The organism is Burkholderia sp. AU4i (genome assembly GCF_000466765.1).
Taxonomy (GTDB): Bacteria; Pseudomonadota; Gammaproteobacteria; order Burkholderiales; family Burkholderiaceae; genus Burkholderia; species Burkholderia cepacia.
The window spans coordinates 1-17,796 of record NZ_ASSI01000180.1; the positions used below are offsets into that span (position 1 = coordinate 1).

The 17,796-nt window shown below is 66.0% G+C and carries 19 protein-coding genes and 1 pseudogene; 7 read left to right on the plus strand and 13 right to left on the minus strand.

The window, feature by feature from the left end:
- Both L810_RS33435 and L810_RS33440 read left to right on the plus strand, forming a co-directional pair.
- Nucleotides 1–206, plus strand: a pseudogene (locus L810_RS33435) (hypothetical protein); the annotation flags it as partial.
- Between the two features lie 231 nt (nt 207–437).
- Nucleotides 438–1,025 carry a BPSL1445 family SYLF domain-containing lipoprotein gene (locus L810_RS33440; protein ID WP_011352325.1) on the plus strand — a complete coding sequence of 196 codons (588 nt, stop codon included), beginning with the start codon at nt 438–440 and terminating at the stop codon, nt 1,023–1,025.
- Between the two features lie 96 nt (nt 1,026–1,121).
- Here the strand turns inward: L810_RS33440 and L810_RS33445 are convergent, their stop codons facing one another.
- The 9 genes from L810_RS33445 to mltG form a co-directional block, all read right to left on the minus strand.
- A complete protein-coding gene (locus tag L810_RS33445) occupies nt 1,122–2,186 on the minus strand; it encodes a glycosyltransferase family 4 protein (protein ID WP_021162641.1) in 1,065 nt (354 codons plus the stop codon).
- Nucleotides 2,187–2,434: 248 nt separating this feature from the next.
- Nucleotides 2,435–3,610 carry an AAA family ATPase gene (locus L810_RS33450; RefSeq protein WP_021162642.1) on the minus strand — a complete coding sequence of 392 codons (1,176 nt, stop codon included), beginning with the start codon at nt 3,608–3,610 and terminating at the stop codon, nt 2,435–2,437.
- A 22-nt stretch (nt 3,611–3,632) separates the two neighbouring features.
- On the minus strand, nt 3,633–4,805 hold the full coding sequence (locus tag L810_RS33455; RefSeq protein ID WP_021162643.1) for a mechanosensitive ion channel family protein: 1,173 nt from the start codon (nt 4,803–4,805) through the stop codon (nt 3,633–3,635).
- A gap of 90 nt (nt 4,806–4,895) precedes the next feature.
- A complete protein-coding gene (locus L810_RS33460) occupies nt 4,896–5,252 on the minus strand; it encodes a Rap1a/Tai family immunity protein (protein WP_006485939.1) in 357 nt (118 codons plus the stop codon).
- Between the two features lie 119 nt (nt 5,253–5,371).
- Complete coding sequence (locus L810_RS33465; RefSeq protein WP_021162644.1) at nt 5,372–6,082, minus strand: ankyrin repeat domain-containing protein; 711 nt, start codon at nt 6,080–6,082, stop codon at nt 5,372–5,374.
- A 43-nt stretch (nt 6,083–6,125) separates the two neighbouring features.
- Nucleotides 6,126–6,905 carry a TatD family hydrolase gene (locus L810_RS33470; protein ID WP_021162645.1) on the minus strand — a complete coding sequence of 260 codons (780 nt, stop codon included), beginning with the start codon at nt 6,903–6,905 and terminating at the stop codon, nt 6,126–6,128.
- A 141-nt stretch (nt 6,906–7,046) separates the two neighbouring features.
- A complete protein-coding gene (locus tag L810_RS33475) occupies nt 7,047–8,075 on the minus strand; it encodes a DNA polymerase III subunit delta' (RefSeq protein WP_021162646.1) in 1,029 nt (342 codons plus the stop codon).
- Between the two features lie 19 nt (nt 8,076–8,094).
- Nucleotides 8,095–8,715 carry a dTMP kinase gene (gene tmk / locus L810_RS33480; protein WP_021162647.1) on the minus strand — a complete coding sequence of 207 codons (621 nt, stop codon included), beginning with the start codon at nt 8,713–8,715 and terminating at the stop codon, nt 8,095–8,097.
- A complete protein-coding gene (gene mltG / locus L810_RS33485) occupies nt 8,715–9,734 on the minus strand; it encodes an endolytic transglycosylase MltG (RefSeq protein ID WP_021162648.1) in 1,020 nt (339 codons plus the stop codon). Before mltG ends, tmk begins: the two co-directional genes overlap by 1 nt.
- A 77-nt stretch (nt 9,735–9,811) precedes the next feature.
- Here mltG and ygfZ point away from each other — a divergent pair, with 77 nt between their 5' ends.
- Nucleotides 9,812–10,846: a CAF17-like 4Fe-4S cluster assembly/insertion protein YgfZ gene (ygfZ, locus tag L810_RS33490; protein WP_042977209.1), complete on the plus strand. Its 1,035-nt coding sequence runs from the start codon at nt 9,812–9,814 to the stop codon at nt 10,844–10,846.
- Nucleotides 10,847–10,922: 76 nt separating this feature from the next.
- Nucleotides 10,923–11,768, plus strand: coding sequence for an NRDE family protein (locus L810_RS33495; protein ID WP_021162650.1), 846 nt, complete (start codon nt 10,923–10,925; stop codon nt 11,766–11,768).
- 20 nt (nt 11,769–11,788) lie between these two features.
- Here L810_RS33495 and L810_RS33500 read toward each other — a convergent pair whose 3' ends face one another.
- From L810_RS33500 to L810_RS33515, 4 genes are all read right to left on the minus strand, one after another.
- On the minus strand, nt 11,789–12,229 hold the full coding sequence (locus tag L810_RS33500) for a GNAT family N-acetyltransferase (protein WP_021162651.1): 441 nt from the start codon (nt 12,227–12,229) through the stop codon (nt 11,789–11,791).
- Nucleotides 12,230–12,276: 47 nt separating this feature from the next.
- Nucleotides 12,277–13,236, minus strand: coding sequence for an alpha/beta hydrolase (locus L810_RS33505; RefSeq protein WP_021162652.1), 960 nt, complete (start codon nt 13,234–13,236; stop codon nt 12,277–12,279).
- Between the two features lie 190 nt (nt 13,237–13,426).
- Nucleotides 13,427–13,906 carry a PaaI family thioesterase gene (locus L810_RS33510; protein ID WP_011352338.1) on the minus strand — a complete coding sequence of 160 codons (480 nt, stop codon included), beginning with the start codon at nt 13,904–13,906 and terminating at the stop codon, nt 13,427–13,429.
- Entirely contained in the window at nt 13,903–14,217 is a 315-nt protein-coding gene (locus L810_RS33515) for a Dabb family protein (RefSeq protein ID WP_027787175.1), read from the minus strand. Before L810_RS33515 ends, L810_RS33510 begins: the two co-directional genes overlap by 4 nt.
- 177 nt (nt 14,218–14,394) lie before the next feature.
- On the opposite strand from L810_RS33515, the gene L810_RS33520 reads away from it, so the two are divergent.
- From L810_RS33520 to L810_RS33530, 3 genes are all read left to right on the plus strand, one after another.
- Nucleotides 14,395–15,627 carry a tyrosine-type recombinase/integrase gene (locus tag L810_RS33520; protein WP_051392364.1) on the plus strand — a complete coding sequence of 411 codons (1,233 nt, stop codon included), beginning with the start codon at nt 14,395–14,397 and terminating at the stop codon, nt 15,625–15,627.
- A gap of 124 nt (nt 15,628–15,751) precedes the next feature.
- Nucleotides 15,752–16,810 carry a DGQHR domain-containing protein gene (locus tag L810_RS33525; RefSeq protein ID WP_021162656.1) on the plus strand — a complete coding sequence of 353 codons (1,059 nt, stop codon included), beginning with the start codon at nt 15,752–15,754 and terminating at the stop codon, nt 16,808–16,810.
- A gap of 4 nt (nt 16,811–16,814) precedes the next feature.
- Complete coding sequence (locus tag L810_RS33530) at nt 16,815–17,555, plus strand: hypothetical protein (protein WP_042977212.1); 741 nt, start codon at nt 16,815–16,817, stop codon at nt 17,553–17,555.
- Nucleotides 17,556–17,796 lie beyond the last annotated feature (241 nt).

Consider the following 17,796-nt stretch of genomic DNA (forward strand, 5'->3'; position numbering starts at 1 on the left):
CCGCCAACGCGCCGCGCCAGCAGGCGGCCCGCGACGAATACGTGCTGCGCCGCAGTACGCTCGCGGGCTACCTGTGGCATGCATTCGTCGGCTACTGGATCGTGCCGGCCGCGTTCCTGTTCGCGTGCGGCGTCGTGATCGCGCTGATCCGTCGCGTGCTGCGCCGCCCGCCGATCAAGCCGCCCGTTCCGCCCGTCACGCACTGATGCGCGCCGCGGGCGCCACCCACCGCGCGATCGACCGCGGCGCCCGCATGCCGCGCCGCCCCCGGCGCGCGGGCGCCGGATCGTCCGTTGGCACGCCGCGACACCCTCGCCCGATTTGACGCTTTTTGTTGCGCGGACGAAAAGGGGGTGTAATCCACTGTGATATAACTGCCGACGTGATCCGCTCCCTGAGCGAGACTCACTCCGAACGTCATCCGATGGAGAAGAACGATGCAAAAACGGAATCTCGTGCTGAAAGCCGCCGCTGCGCTCATCGTCGGTAGCCTCGCGCTCACCGGTTGCACCACCACCCCGGACAAGCCGGACAACGCCGCGACCAACGCGTCGAAGCGCCAGGCAATCGACTCGAGCGTCGACGCCACGCTGTCGCGCATGTATTCCACGGTCAAGGGTTCGCGCGAACTCGTCGCGAAGTCGCGCGGCGTGCTCGTCTTCCCGGACGTGATCCAGGCCGGCTTCATCGTCGGCGGCCAGTCCGGCAACGGCGCACTGCGCGTCGGCGGCAGCACGGTCGGCTACTACAACACGTCGTCGCTGTCGGTCGGCCTGCAGGCCGGTGCGCAGTCGAAGGCGATCGTGTTCCTGTTCATGACGCAGGAAGCGCTCGACGAATTCCGCGGCTCGGACGGCTGGGCCGCCGGTGCCGGCGCGTCGGTCGCGCTCGTGAAGATGGGTGCGAACGGCGCGGTCGACACGACCACGGCCACCGCACCGGTCCAGGTCGTCGTGCTGACGAACGCGGGCCTGATGGGCGACGTGTCGATCAACGGCACGAAGGTCTCGAAGCTGAAGATCTGACGCTGGCGGGCCGCCCGTGCGCACCGCGCGCGGGCCACGCACGAACGGCGATGTCCTCGCGGGCATCGCCGTTTTTTTATCCGTGCGCGACGCGCGTCAGGTCGTCGAGTCGATGACCTTGAAGCGCGAGCGTTTCTGCGCGCGGATCACCGACTGGTAGACGTCGACATACTGCTGCGCCATGCGGCGCGAAGTGAAGCGCGCCTCGAAGCGCTGCCGCACGCGCGCGCGCGGCAGCAGGTGCAGCCGGTTCACGGCGGCCACCGCGCTGATTTCATCCTCGACGATGAAACCCGACACACCCTCGTCCACCACTTCGGGCACCGCGCCGCGATTGAACGCGATCACCGGCGTGCCGCACGACATCGCCTCGATCATCACGAGGCCGAACGGCTCCGGCCAGTCGATCGGAAACAGCAGCGCATGCGCGCCCGACAGGAACTCGGCCTTCTGGTGATCGGCGATCTCGCCGATGTATTCGACGTGCGGCAACGCGAAGAGCGGCTTGATCTCGCGCTCGAAGTATTCCTGGTCGGCCGCATCGACCTTCGCGGCGATCCTGATCGGCAACCCGCACTGACGGGCGATGCGGATCGCCGTGTCGACGCGCTTCTCCGGCGAGATGCGGCCGAGGAATGCGAGATAGCGCGGCTCGACGGGCTGCGGCATGTACAGCGTATCGGGCAGCCCGTGGTAGACGGTCGTCAGCCATTTCGCCTGCGGCAGCGGCTGGCGCTGCGAGTTCGAAATCGAGATCACCGGCGCCGTGTTGAACGTGTCGAACACCGGCTGCTGCTCGGGCAGGTCGAGCCTGCCGTGCAGCGTCGTCACGTAAGGCGTTTCCTGCCGGTTGAAGACCGAGAACGAGTAGTAATCCATGTGGAAATGGAGCACGTCGAAGTCCTTCGCGCGGCGCGCGACCGTCTCCATCAGCAGCATGTGCGGCGCGACCCGGTCGCGGATCGACGAGTCGAGCCGCAGTGCACGCGGCCAGACCGGCTCGAGCTTCGCCCGTGTCGTCGAATCGCCGCTGGCGAACAGCGTCACGTCATGACCGAGCTCGACGAGCGCCTCGGTGATGTAGGACACGACGCGCTCCGTGCCGCCGTACAGCTTCGGCGGCACCGATTCGGTCAGCGGCGCGATCTGGGCAATTCTCATGGTCCACGTCTCCTGTGTCCTGTCCGTTGCGGCACGGCCGGCGGGCCCTTGCGCTTTCGCGCGCGGCTCGCCCCGATGCAGCGCCCGCCGGATATCTCCTCATTATTCGCGATCCGGTTGCCCGGAACCGCCCGTCTTTCATTTTATGGGTGTTGTTACAGGCAGGATACATTCCGCCTGTCGGGCCGATATGGCCCCCGACACGACGATCGCACCCGAACGCCCCCGAACGCGCGCCGCGCCGCCCGTCAGCGCGACGGCCACTTCCATGCCGGCAGGTCGCGCGTGTCCGCGTCGACGAGCCCCGTCGCGCCGAGCTGCTTGTCGAGCACCAGCGATTCGCAGCCGGCCTCGCGCTCGAGCGTCGCGATGAGCCGCGCCGCGTGCGACACGACCAGTACCTGCGAATGCTGCGCCGCCTGCGCGATCAGGCGGCCGAGCGCCGGCAGCAGATCGGGATGCAGGCTGGTTTCCGGTTCGTTCAGCACCATCAGCGCCGGCGGCCGCGGTGTCAGCAGCGCCGCCGCGAGCAGCAGGTAACGCAGCGTGCCGTCCGACAGCTCGGCCGCCGCGAGCGGCCGCAGCAGCCCCGGCTGGCGCATCAGCACGTCGAAGCGGCCACGGCCGCCCGGATTGTCGATCTCGACCGACGCGCCCGGAAACGCGTCGTCGATCGCCGCATCGAGTGCCGCGCCGTCGCCGATTTCGCGAATCGTCTGCAGCGCGGCGGCCAGGTCGGCGCCGTCGTCCGCGAGCACCGGCGTATGGGTGCCGACGTGCGATTGCCGCGCGGGTGCCTGCGCATCGGTGCGGAAATGGTCGTAGAAGCGCCACGAGCGGATCCGTTCGCGCACCGCGATCATTTCCGGCGCACCGGTCGGATCGGCGAACTCGGTCATCATGCTGTCGAAGCTCGCCACCGGCTGCGGAATCGTCTGCCAGTCGCCGGTCGCGGTGCGCGCGCGGATCTGCGCGCCCTGCCGGTCGACCAGCAGCGTCGACGGGCGCAGCACCGCGCCACCCCAGATGCACTCGCGCTTGACGACCGGATCGAGCGAGAACTGCGAGTGGCTCGGAATCGGCATGCCGAGATCGATCGAATAACCGAAATCGTCGCAGGCGAAACCGAGCTTCAGGCTCACGGGCCCCTTGCGCACCGTGCCGGTGACCGGCGCGTCGCCGTCCAGCATCGCCCGCGAGAAACGCTCGGGGCCGGCCCACAGCGTCGACGGCAACCCGCCTTCGCGCGCGAGGGACGGGATCACGCGCCCCTGCGCGGTGTCGGCGAGCAGCCGCAGCGCGCGGTACACGCTCGACTTGCCGCTGCCGTTCGGCCCCGTGACGACATTGAGCGCCGCGAGCGGCACGATCAGCTCGCGCAGCGAGCGGTAATTGGCAATGGCAAGGGTTTTCAGCACGGTCATGACGGTGACGGGCGGGCCGCTTTCAGCGGCCTTCGACGGCCTGCGGGTCGGCCGCGGTGTTGGCCGCCGTACTGGCGGCAGGGGCGCGCGCGTGCGGCCGTTCGGGATTCGGCGCATCCGGTGCGGAATCGTGCGGATACAGTTCCATCCTGCTGCGCGGCAGGCATTGCGGATAGCGGTCCTGCAGATAGGCGATCAACCCTTCGCGCACGCGGCAGCGCAGGTCCCAGCACGACGACGAGTCGGCCGCGCTGACGAGCGCGCGCAACTGCATCGTGCGCTCCGTCGCGTCGGTCACCTGCAGCACCTGCACGCGGCCGTCCCACTCCGGCGCCGCATGGACGAGCCGCGCGAGCTCCTCGCGCAGCGGCGCGAGCGGCGTACGGTAATCGACCGACAGGTAAACCGTGCCGATGATCTCCGAGCTGCTGCGCGTCCAGTTCGTGAACGGGTTCTCGATGATCCATTGCAGCGGCACGACGAGGCGTCGCTGGTCCCACAGCCGCACCGACACGAACGAACCGGTGATTTCCTCGATGCGCCCCCACTCGCCCTGGATCACGACCACGTCGTCGAGCCGGATCGGCTGCGTGAGCGCGATCTGCAACCCGGCGATCAGGTTGCCGAGCACCGGCCGCGCGGCGATACCGGCGACCAGGCCCGCGACGCCGGCCGACGCCAGCAGGCTCGCGCCCACCTGGCGCACGTTCGGGAACGTCATCAGCGCGGCGCCGGTGCCGATGATCACGATCAGCACCATCACGGTCCGCACGAGCACCTTGGCCTGCGTATGGATGCGCCGTGCCTGGAGGTTGTCGGCCGTATCGATCGGATGAGCCTGGATGATCGCGTCGCCGACGCCGGCCGCGAGCCGCACCAGCAGCCACGTGAGCGACACGATCGAGCCGACCGCGGCCGCGGTGCGCATGCCGCGCACGAACGACATGCCGTCGTCCGCCTGGAGCCACACGAACTCGAGCGCCAGCAGCGCCAGCACGACGAGCGACGGCTTGTCGATGTAGCGCAGGATCGCGCTCATCAGCGGATACGGCTGCGCGAGGCGCTTGACGATGCGTGCGCCGAGGCGGTGCACGACCGTGACGACCAGTATGACGATGACCGACAGGGCCAGCGTGCCGAGCCACGAATGCAGCGGCGCATCGGCGATGCGCTGCAGTTCCTCGATTGAAATCATCGGCGCCCTTCGGTGATGAGGCGTGCATGCCTCGTCCTGGGATGCGTCGGCGACGTCCGGGCCACGCGCGTGCCCGGACACGGCGTCAGATCAGTTGCCGCTCCTGCAGGGAAACGCCTTGCCGAGACCGAGCGACACCGCGGTGCTCGCGTTGTAGTCGGCCAGCTTCGGATTTTCCGCGATGTACTTGCGCACCGCGTCGGTCATCTGCTGCGCCCGGATGTCGGGCGGCAGGCAGAAATACTGGCCGACCCGCGGCCCCGTCGTGCCGCCGATCGCATCGATGGTGTTGTAGACGCCGTCGGCGGCACCTTCGATGTAGGCCGCGCACGACGCCCGCGACTTGACGTCCGTCTTCGCGCACAGCCGGTCGAGATCCGCGCCCGTGAAAGCCGCCGCCGACAACGGCACGGCAAACGCCGCGGCACAAAACATTGCGCGCAACATGGTGTTCCTTATGTCAATGCGGCCCGAGACCGCCTGCTGCCCTGGCCGGCGCGGCGCCGGGATGCCCGGCTCCGGCCGGCATCCGGCCGGGCGGGCACCGTCTGCCGCACCGAAAACCGTCATTTTGCACTCTTTTGCGCGTCTGCCGGCGTCGATGCCCCGATGCGCGTCGTCCGCTTGCTCAGGATCTCGATCGCGTCCGGCGCGTTGTAGTGCTTCGCGAATTCGAGCGCGGTGATGCCGAGCTGGTTCTTCACCTGCGGATCGGCGCCCTGGTCGAGCAGCAGCGTCACCGTCGACGCATGGTTGCCGCGTGCGGCCATCATCAGCGGCGTCGTGCCGTTCGGCGATGCGGTATCGATATACGCGTCGTGGTCGAGCAGCAGCTTCACGACCGCGTCCTGGCCGTTGGTGGCCGCGTAGTGCAGCGGCGCCCAGCCCTTCTTGCTGACTTCCGCGCCCTTGTCGACCAGCAGCTTCGCCAGGCCGAGGTCGCCGTTCAGCGACGCGAGCATCAGCGCGGTTTCGCCGGCCTTGTCTTCCTTCTCAAGGTCGACGTTCGGCGTCGCGGCGAGCGCCGCCGCGACCTTGTCGGACTTCTCGCGCGCGGCGATCACGATCAGCGGGTCGCCATTCGGCGCGATCGTGTTCGGGTCGAGCTTGCCGCTCTTGAGCTGCTTGCCGATGTCGGCGATGTCGTCGAACTTGACGGCCTTGACGATCGCATCGAGCGATTCGGCATGCGCGCCGGCTGCCGCGAACAGGCCGCTCGCGACGAGCGCGGCGGCAACGAGTGCACGTTTCGGCAGATGGTTGGTCGGCTTCGTCATTGTTGTGGGCTCCTTCCCTGGGTTGTCGGCTGCGCGCACGTCGTTAGCGGGCGATCTTGAACAGCCGGAAAAAGTTCTGCGTCGTCGCGTCGGCCAGTGCCTCGACGGCGATCCCGCGCTCGGACGCGATAAAGCGTCCGACATGGCTGACGTACGCAGGTTCATTCGGCTTGCCGCGATACGGCACCGGCGCGAGGTACGGCGAGTCGGTCTCGATCAGCAGCCGGTCGAGCGGCACGCGCCGCGCGACGTCCTGCACGTCGGTCGCGTTCTTGAACGTGACGATGCCCGACAGCGAGATATGGAAGTTCTGCGCGAGCGCCTGCTCGGCCACCGGCCACGGCTCGGTGAAGCAGTGCATCACGCCGCCCGGCACGTCCGCGCGCTCCTCGGCCATGATCCGCAGCGTGTCCTCCGACGACGAGCGCGTGTGGATAATCAGCGGCTTCATCGTCGCGGTCGCCGCGCGGATGTGCGTGCGAAAGCGTTCGCGCTGCCATTCCATGTCGGCGATCGAGCGGCCTTCGAGGCGGTAGTAGTCGAGGCCCGTTTCGCCGATCGCGACGACCTTCGGGTGCGCGGCCAGCTCGACGAGCTCCGCGAGCGTCGGCTCGCGCATGTCCTCGTGATCGGGATGCACGCCGACCGATGCGTACACGTTGTCGTGCGCTTCGGCGATTGCGAGCACGTCGGGCAGCGTCTCGAGATCGACCGACACGCACAGCGCGTGCGTGACGTCGTGCTCGCGCATGTTCTCGAGCACGGCCGGCAGGCGGTCGGCCAGGCCCTTGAAATTGATGTGGCAGTGAGAGTCGACGAACATCGTGTTTCCTGAATTCGTAAGGCGCGCGCTCATGTGCGCGCCGGCATGCGGCAACAGGCGGCGTTCGCGGGCCGGCCGGCCACGGTCGCGTCGCGGCGTGAGCCGGTCATCGTTTCACAACCCACGGGAAACAATGCCGGATCACGCGAAGATTTCCCGGTACCCGAGAAACAATTCCTCGAATACGAGCCGCGCGTTGAGCGGATGGTTCTCGACCGTCCGCTGCCGCGTCACGGCCTTCATGAAACGCGCGAACGCGTTCGCATCGACCGCTTCCGCGCAGCGCGCGAGCGCCGCCGCATGCATCGGGAAGTAGCGCGGCGCGCCCGCCATCCGCTGCGCGAGCAGGTCGTACAGCCAGCGCTGCAGCCAGCCGAGCACCAGCGGCACCGGCAGTTTCTGCAGCGTCTCGCCGCACGCGAACGGGTCGCATGCCGCACCGGCCGCGAGCTGCCCGAGCGTGTAGTCGCGCAGCGGGCGGTTCTCGTCGCTCGCGAGCGCCAGCGCGGCGAGCGGCGCGCCGCCGGCCTCGGCGAGCAGCGCGTCCGCATGCTCGACGCCCTGCGCCGCGAGCCAGGCCGCGGCCGCGTCGGGCGCCGGCACGGTCATCGGCCACTGCCGGCAGCGGCTGATGATGGTCGGCAGCAGGCGGTCGATACGCGCCGACACGAGCAGGAACACGACGCCGGACGGCGGCTCCTCCAGCGTTTTCAGCAGCGCGTTCGACGCGGCGACGTTGAGCGCCTCGGCCGGATACAGCACGACGACGCGCGCGCCGCCGCGGTGCGAACCGACCCCGCAGAAGTCCAGCAGCGCGCGCACCTGCTCGATCTTGATTTCCTTGCTCGGCGCGCGGGTCTTCTTGCCGCCTTCGTCCGCGTCGGCCGCTTTCGGGTCGTCCGCGGCGCCCGGCGCCTCGCCCGCCAGCGCTTCGGGCAGCACGATCCGGTAGTCCGGATGATTGCCCTGCGAAAACCACGTGCAGGCCGCGCAGGCGCCGCACGGCTCGCCGTTCGGCTGCGGCGATTCGCACAGGAAGCCCTGCGCGAGATGCTGCGCGAACTGCAGCTTGCCGATCCCGGCCTGGCCATGCAGCAGCAGCGCATGCGGCCATTGCGCACGCAGTTGCTGCAGGCGGTTCCAGTCGTCGGTCTGCCACGGATAGATCATGTGGTGCGTTCCTTGCGAATTACAGCGCGGCGAGCACGCGCTCGAGCTGCTGGCGAATCTCGGGAATCGTCTGCGTCGCGTCGACGATCGCGAAGCGGTGCGGCGCCTCTTCCGCACGCCGCAGGTATTCGCCGCGCGTGCGCGCGAAGAACGCGTCGGATTCGCTTTCGAACTTGTCGGGCATGCGCGCGGCGCCGCGCCGCTCGCTCGCGACTTGCGGCGCGACGTCGAACAGCACCGTCAGGTCGGGCTGGAAGCCGCCCTGCACCCAGCGCTCGAGCGTCTCGAGCTTGTCGCGCGGCAGCCCGCGGCCGCCGCCCTGGTACGCGAACGTCGCATCGGTGAAGCGATCGGACACGACCCAGTCGCCGCGCGCGAGCGCCGGCTCGATCACGAGCGCGAGATGCTCGCGACGCGCGGCGAACATCAGCAGCGCTTCCGTCTCGAGATCCATCGGCTGGTTCAGCAGGATCTCGCGCAGTTTCTCGCCGAGCTGCGTGCCGCCCGGCTCGCGGGTGACGACGACCTGCCGCCCGGCCGAGGCCAGCTTGCCCTGGAGGCGTTCGCAGAACCATTGCAGGTGGGTGGTCTTCCCCGCCCCGTCGATGCCTTCGAACGTGATGAATTTACCGCTCGCCATTATTGACCTCGTATGTACTTGTCCACGGCCTTGTTGTGGTCGCCGAGCGTGTCCGAGAACACGCTCGTGCCATCGCCTTTCGCGACGAAATAGAGCGCGCTCGTCTGGGCCGGATTGATCGCCGCCTGCAGCGCGGCGACGCCCGGCAACGCGATCGGCGTCGGCGGCAGCCCGCGTCGGGTGTAGGTATTGTAAGGAGTGTCGGCCTGCAGGTCGCGCTTGCGCAGGCGACCGTCGTACGCGTCGCCGAGCCCGTAGATCACCGACGGATCGGTCTGCAGCGGCATGCCGATGCGCAGCCGGTTCGCGAACACGGCCGCGACGAATGCGCGATCGGCCGCATGGCCCGTTTCCTTCTCGACGATCGACGCGATCGTCAGCGCTTCGTAAGGCGTCTTGTACGGCAGGCCCGGCACGCGCGCGGCCCAGGCCTCGTCGAGACGCGTCTGCATCAGATGGTAGGCGCGCCGATAGATGTTCAGGTCGCTCGTGCCCTTGTCGAACAGGTAGGTATCGGGGAAGAACAGCCCCTCGCCGCTGCCGCGTTGCACCGCGTTGTCCGGCGCGCCGATCGCGCGCAGCAGCTCGGCGTCGCTCATGCCGGCCGTCGAGTGGGCAAGATCGGGGTTCGCATCGAGTTCCGCGCGCATCCGCTTGAAGGTCCAGCCTTCGATTACCGTCGCGACGTACTCGTTCACGTCGCCGCGCGCGATCTTCTGGAGTACCTCGTACGGCGTGATGCCGGTCTTGAATTCGTAGTTGCCGGACTTGAGCCGGCTCGACAGCCCGAGCACGCGCGTCATCGCGACAAAGCCGAGCGGCTCGACCGGCACGCCGCCGCGCCTGAGCTGCAGCGCGACGCTCTTCACGCTGCTGCGCGGCTTGATCGTGACGTCGAGCGATGCGGAACCCAGCAGCAGTGGCCGGGTCGCCCAGTAATACCCGCCGCCCGCGCCGGCAGCGGCCACAACGACGGCCAGCGCCACGATCGTCGCGGCGCATTTCTTCAGTAGGGACATGGAAACGTGACTCAGGTAAGACCCATATAATACTTGCTCGCCTTCGTCAAAGTCAGGGTTGACTGTTCCCTCATTCCATGAGCACACCGTTCGCTTCACCGGCTGCCCAGGCCGCATCTGCCTCGCTCCCCGTTTTCCCCCGCCCGTCCGCCGCCGATTTCGACGCGCCGGGCGCCTGCATGCCGCTGCCGCAGTTCGGCGTGATCGACGTGGCCGGCGACGACGCCGCGACGTTCCTGCACAGCCAGCTCACCAACGACATCGAGCATCTCGACGCCGCGAGCGCGCGGCTGTCCGGCTATTGCTCGCCGAAGGGGCGCCTCCTCGGGTCGTTCCTCGCGTGGCGCGCCGGCCACGGCGTGCGCCTGCTGGTGTCGAAGGACGTGCAGCCCGCCGTGCAGAAGCGGCTGTCGATGTTCGTGCTGCGCGCGAAGGCGAAACTGACGGACGCGAGCGACACGCTCGCGGTGGCCGGCTTCGCGGGCGACGTGCGCGACGCGCTGTCGGGCATCTTCGACGCGCTGCCGGACGGCGTGCACGTGAAGGTCGACGGCCCGGCCGGCACGCTGATCCGCGTGCCCGATGCGGCCGGCCGCAAGCGCTATCTGTGGATCGGCCCGCGTGCGGAAGTCGATGCGCGCATCGCCGCGCTCGGCGGTACGCTGCCGGTCGTGTCGCCGGCCGTATGGGACTGGCTCGACATCCGCGCGGGCGAACCGCGCATCACGCAGCCTGCCGTCGAACAGTTCGTGCCGCAGATGGTCAACTTCGACGTGATCGGCGCCGTTAACTTCAGGAAAGGGTGCTACCCGGGCCAGGAAATCGTCGCACGCAGCCAGTACCGCGGCACGATCAAGCGCCGCACGGCGCTCGCGCACGTCGCCGGCGAAACCGATACCGTGCATGCCGGCGTCGAGCTGTTCCACAGCGACGATCCCGGCCAGCCGTGCGGGATGATCGTCAACGCGGCGGCCGCGCCCGCGGGCGGCATCGACGCGCTCGTCGAGATCAAGCTCGCCGCGCTCGACAACGGCACGGTACACGTCGGTTCGGCCGACGGCCCGGCGCTCGCGTTCGACGCGCTGCCGTACGCATGGCCGACGGAAGCGTGACGCACTGACAACCCATTCGCGCGCCGGCTCGCGAGTCGCAGCCGGCGCCCGATGTTTCCTGCGAGAGATTCGCCCGATGTGTCTGATTGCCTTCGACTGGCAGCCCGATGCCGCCGCCGGTCCCGTCTTTACCCTCATCGCCAACCGCGACGAGTTCTTTCGCCGGACGAGCGCGCCGCTTTCGTGGTGGGAGGATGTCCCGGGCGTACTGGCCGGCCGCGATCTCGAAGCGGGCGGCACGTGGCTCGGCGTGTCGCGCGACGGCCGGTTCGCCGCGCTGACGAACTACCGCGCGCCGTTCGACATTCGCGCCGGCGCGCCGACCCGCGGCAAGCTCGTGTCCGATTTCCTCGGCGGCCCGTCCGTTGCACCGCTCGACTATCTCGGGCGGCTGGCCGAGCATGCGGCCGTCTACAACGGCTTCAACCTACTCGTCGGCGACTGGAGGCGGCGCGAACTCGCGTGGTTCTGCAATCGTGCGCCCGAAGGCGAAAGCGGTGTCGCCGCCCCCGTCGCGATCGCGCCCGGCGTGCATGCGCTGTCGAATGCGCGGCTCGATACGCCCTGGCCGAAAGTGGTGCGCAAACGCGCGGAACTCGGCACGCTGCTTACCGACAATCCGACCCCGTCGCTCGACGACCTGATCGCGTTGATGCGCGACCCGCATGTCGCGGACGACGACGCGCTGCCGCACACGGGCATTCCGATCGAGCGCGAACGTGCGCTGTCGGCCGCGTTCATCGAGACGCCCGAATACGGCACGCGCGGCACGACCGCACTGCGCGTCACGATGAAGGAAGGCGTGCGGCTCACGGTCGAGATCAAGGAGCGCTGCGACGACGACGGTTCGCACCGCACCGTGCGGCCGGGTTCGTTCGAGCGCGCGTTCACGTTCGACCTCGACGCGACCCCGCCGCGCTGAGCGCGCGGGTCGGCGCCGTGCTACGGCGCGCGCGCCATCTCGACGTGCGGCACGCCCGCTTCGACGAACGGTTCGCCGACCGCCGTGAAGCCGTGCCGCAAGTAGAACGACACGGCCGAATCCTGCGCATAGAGCCGCACGACGATTTCGCCGCGGCGCCGCGCCGCGTCCAGCAGCGCGTCCAGTACGGCCGACCCGACGCCCTGGCCGCGTGCATCGGCCAGCACCGCGACGCGGCCGATCGTGCCCGACGGCAGCAGCCGCCCTGTCGCGACCGCGCGGCGCACGCCGGTCGCGGCATCGACCCGGTACGCCACCGCATGGAGCGACAGCGGATCGTCGTCGTCGAGCTCCCATTCCGGCGGAATCTGCTGCTCGCGCACGAACACCGCGTCGCGGATCCGCGCGGCGTCGCCGCCGAGCACCGCCCAGTCGCCCGTTTCCACCACGCCGTCCGTCATCGCAGCCCTCCACGCGGCGCGCGCGCCGTCAAATGCCGCCAACGTCGTCAAACATCGTCGAATGCGGCCTTCAGTGCCGCGACCGCGTCGGCATGCGCGGCCCGCACCTCGGGGATGTAGCCGCCCATCTTGAAGAATTCGTGGATCATCCCCGGATAGCAGACCAGCGTGACCGCGTTGCCCGCCGCACGCAACTTCTCCGCATACGCGGCACCCTCGTCGCTCAACGGATCGTATTCGGCCGTCGCGATCCACGCCGGCGCGACGCCCGCGAACGACGGCGCATCGCGCGTGCCGTCGAGCGGTGCGAAACGCCAGTCGTCGCGATCCGCCCGATCGCGCACGTATTGCGTGAAGAACCACTGGATCGTGTCCTGCGTCAGCAAGTAGCCGTTCGCGAGCCGTGCGTGCGATCCGGTGTCCTGGTAGCCCGTCACGCCCGGATAGATCAGCATCTGCAGCGCGAGGCGAATGCCCGCGTCGCGTGCGAGCACCGCGCAGACGGTCGCGAGCGTGCCGCCCGCGCTGTCGCCGCCGACGGCCAGCCGTTCGGCATCGATGCCGAACGTAGCGGCCTCGCGATGCAGCCATTGCAACGCGTCGTCGGCGTCGTTCACCGCGGTCGGGAACCGGTGCTCCGGCGCGAGCCGGTAGCCGACCGACAGCACCGCACACTGCGCGTCGTGCGCGAACATCCGGCACAACGCGTCGTGCGTATCGACGCTGCCGACCGTGAAACCGCCGCCGTGGTAGTACACGAGCGCAGGCAGCGGCTCCGCGAGGCTCGGCGCGACCGGCAGGTACAGCCGCGCGCCGATCGTGCGACCATCGCGCGTCGGGACGACGCACTCCTCGACCGAATGCATCGGCGCCGGTGCGACGTCGAGGATCGGCGCGCTCTTCTCGTACGCGGCGCGCGCCTGCTGCGGCGTCTGGTGATGGTAGGACGGACGTTTCGCGCGCTCGATCATGTCGAGCACCTGGGCGATCTTCGGATTCAGCGGCATCGATAAGGACGGCGCCGGTGCGACGCCGTGAACGGACAAGCGTCACATGATGCCACGCCCTCGTCGCGCGGGCGCGGTGCGCAATCCCGGCCCTCTCTCGGCCTGCCGCGAACGCGTTCGACGGCACACCTGCCACGTGCAAAACAAAACGGCCCTGTCGGCAAAGCGGCAGGGCCGTGCGTCCTGGCGCTTACGCGTCGCTCGGGCCGGGCTGGGCATCCGGCGCCGTGCGCGAACGTTGCCGCTTGATGTCGCGGCCCACCGCGAGCCGCCGCATGTACTTGAACGTGCCGAGCGCCTTCGCGACGAAATTGCCGTCGCTGTCGCGCACTTCGCCTTCACAGTAGGCCATCGTCGTCGAGCGATGCATCACGCGCCCGTAAGCGCGCAACTCGCCGCGCCCCGGCTGCATGAAGTTCACCTTCATCTCGACCGTCACGACGCCGACACCGTCGTCGGTCAGGCTGCGCGCGGCCATCGCGAGGGCGATGTCCGCGAGCGTCATCGTCACGCCGCCGTGCGCGATGCTCCACGTGTTCATGTGCCGCTCTTCGAGCGGCAGCACGAGCTCGCTCGCCCCGTCCTTCGCGGACACGAGCTGCACGCCGAGCAGGTCGACGAACGGGCTTTCGATCGACGGGCCGTCCGTCGGGGTTGCCGCGTCGCTCATCGTGCGCTGTCGACGATGTAGTCGACGCATTCGCGCGACTCGGCCACCGCGACGACGAATTTCTTCACTTCCTGGTGAACCGGGTGCACCTGGTAGGCATCGAGCGCGGCCTTGTCCGCGAAATCGGACACGAGCACGATGTCGGCGGTCGCGTCGAGGCCGGGCGTTGCCACACCGACGTCGATCTGCAGCGTGCCCGGCACGAGGTCGCGGCAGCCTTCGAGCTTTTCCTTCAGCTTCAGCGCGTTCTGCGCGCGCGTCGCGCCTTCGGCCGATTCCTTCAACTTCCACATGACGATATGTCGTATCACTTCGTTCGCTCCAGTTCGTGTTGGTTCGGGAATTCTCCCAAAACCCTTACCAGTTGGGCCACCCATGCCCTTCCACCGTTCGCCTATGTTCGCCGGGAATCGTGTCCAGCCGAGAAAAAAGGGGGTATAAATGGGGGTATCATTTCAACCATCAGAGACGATACCCCCTTTTTCACCGTGCCACTTACCGACATCAAGATCCGACAAGCGAAGGCAGGCAACAAGCCTACCAAACTTACCGACAGCAATGGACTGTATCTGTTGGTGAATCCGTCCGGCTCCAAGCTCTGGCGATACAAGTATCGAATTGCCGGGAAGGAGAATCTCTTCGCGATCGGCGAATATCCCACGGTCAGCCTTCAAGACGCGCGCGCGGCACGCGACGGTGCCCGTGAACTCGTTAAGAAGGGACTACACCCTTCCCATGCGCGACAGGAAATCGTCTCGGCGCGTATCAACGAAGGCAAAGCAACTTTTCGAGCAGTCAGCGACGAGTGGCTGGCGAAGAAGCGGAAGACTTGGACCGAGCGACACTTTGGCGAGATTCTGCGCATGCTCGAAGCCGATGCCTACCCGTACATCGGAAACCGCCCCATGCGCTCTCTTACCGCCCACGACGTGCTTGCTTTGATGCGTCGGGTCGAAGAGCGTGGCTCCCCTTCCGTAGCGATCAAACTGCGCCAATACGTCTCCAACGTGTTCCAGTATGCGGTGATCACGTTGCGAGCCGATACAGATCCCGCATCGGTGCTGCGTGGCGCGGTCCTGAAACCACCGACAGAGAATGCTAGGGCGTTGAGCCGTGAAGAACTGAAGAGGCTCTTTCGGCAGCTCCCGGCCTACAAGAGCAGACGTACCGCGATTGCGATTCGATTGCTGATGATCCTGTTTCCGAGAACGATCGAGCTTTGCCGCGCGCGATGGGAAGAAATCGACCTAGTAGCCGCAGAATGGAAGGTGCCCCCGGAAAAAATCAAATCACGACGCCTGCACATCGTTCCGCTTCCCAAGCAAGCGCTAGGACTGCTGCACGAACTGCAGGAGATGTATGGAGATCGCGGGTACATCCTGCCAATTCTCCATAGCAATCGAACGCGTCCACACATGAGTCGCGCTACGATCAATCGGGCAATCGACTACATGGTTCCGGACAATCCCGACCCGATAACTGGTCATGACTTTCGGGCAACCGCGTCGACCACCCTCCATGAAATGGGATGGAAGGACGAAGTGGTCGAAATGCAGTTGTCGCACAAAGATAAGGACAGGACTCGCTCGACATACAACCACGCCAAGTATTTGCCGGAGCGGCGGGAGATGATGCAAGCGTGGGCGGACTGGCTCGCCGACGTCGAGGAAGAAGCAAGCCAAGACGGGGGTACCGCTATCGCCTCCATCACCGACCGATAATGCAGTAGTACCAATCCACAATTGTCGTTCTGAGACAGGGTTGGCAGGCACATGAGATGACGGGCGGTGGCAGCTTTTTGCGATCCCTGTAAAATGAGCGCGCCTCTTTTAATCGACAACACAGATGGCCACGCGCAAACCGAAAACCACGAAAATTCTCACCGTCCCCTGTATCCATGTGAAGCAGGAGAAGCATTCCTTTTTCCTGACCAAATTGGATGCGAAGACGATCACCTTGCTCAGTTATGCAGCGGTTCGGGGTCAATCGGCCGAGGAAGGGGCGGTGCAGCGGGTTCTCAACACGAGTCGAATTGTCAATATCAAGCGATTCGTGATGAATGGTGGAAATTTTCCGAATGCGTTTGTTCTGAACTGGGTGAACACCGATCAGCCATTAGAGTTCACCGACACTGACATTGACATTCCGATGGTCGCGCAGTCCGCCCAGATCATTGACGGCCAACACCGTATCGCAGGCATTCGCGAGGCGATTCAGGAAGACGAACGCTGGAGCAAGCTTGAGGTTCCAGTGGTGTTCTACGCAGGGCTTGGCACGCAGGAATGTGCGGACATCTTCCTGTCGATCAACACCGAGCAGAAACCAGTTCCGCGCAGTCTGGTCTTTGATCTCTATGGCGTTGCGAGTGCCGAGATCGTCGATCAGGCAGCAGAGCGCGCGCGTGATATTGTGATCTTTCTGAACGAAGACGACGACTCACCATATAAGGGGCAGATTAAGTTGCCCGGCGCCCCCACCCGACGAGGTGGAATTGCTTTATCCACCGCAGTGTCGGCGATCAAGCCTCTCGTTGAAGAACGGGGCGATTTCGAACGCATCGGCGTGAAAGAACTGAACATGCAAAAGCAGATCATCATGAATCTGTTCACTGCCCTGTCCGATAAATATGGTTCGAAATGGTGGGAAAAAGAGAATGCATTCATGTACGCAGCGGGTTTCACCGGTGCAATCAATTTTCTGCAACTCAAGCTTTTTCCATACTGCAATCAACGCGGCTCATTCACATCAAAGACCATAGACGAATCGTTGAACATGCCGGAAAACCGGCTTATAGAACAAGCAGACCTGAAGAGCCTTGGGGGCACCGAGGCCACCAAGCGTGTCTACGAACGCCTGAACGAACAGTTCCGGCCGAAAGTCGAAGCGAAGGATTTCGAGATCTGAATGTATGCACCTCGCTTCGACATATCTGAACGGCGAGTTCGGGGCCGGCGCTGCTTTCACACCATTCACCGCCGCCCAATCACACTCATTGCGGCATGCGCTACTGGAAGATGCGCGCGCCTACCTTTATTCCGGAGCGATATCGCTGGCTGAAGCTGTGACTGGCGCGGACGGCAATGTGTATAGCTGGAGCTCGGTCAAGGCCTACTACGCCACGTTTTATGCTTTGCGAGCGCTGCTTGCATCCGAAGGATGGGCCATCTTGTATAGGGGCACAAAGCCCTTCGTCGCTGAAGCTCAACCCGGCCAGTCCGTCACGAAAGCAAAAGGTAACACGCACGAACTAGTGCTCGAGTTGTTCTCTTCGAAGTTCCCTAACCACCCGCTCCTCTCTCAGGAGATTGCATCGGAAAATCCGCTCGATTGGATCAAGCGTCGTCGAGAGGAGGCAAACTACACACGCGCACGGTTCGTAGAGCCCGAGGTACCTCGCCACTTTAAGGAAATCAAGCGGTTGGGCGTCAGGAAAGCCCTAGCGGCATATGTGGGCGATAATTACTACACATTCGACGCTGACCACTCCATACTCGCTTTTCCCCTGACAACTTTGCGCACTTCACTTGACCGGCTACGCGTTGTCACGGGATCTCATCTCGCGACAGACGATATCCGTTATATCTCGCATCTTTGCAAGGACAAGGATGGACCGATGACTCCATTCGCGTCCATCTTTGACAGGCCGTAATGATCTGATTAAGTTATTGCACCGAGCAGAGATATCGCGATCGAGCGCGCATAGCCGCGCACGTCAAGGTGGCGATAGTGGCTGCTTCCAGGCAGGGAGGCCGTTTTCCAGGAGTTTCGACTGTGGAAAGATTCTTGCGGGTGTCATCGGCTCAGTGAACGGGCCAAACGTGTCCACAGTTTCGTCGAGAACCCAAGAATGCGCCTCGGATATGCGAGGCTGTTGATTTCCACCGAGTCTT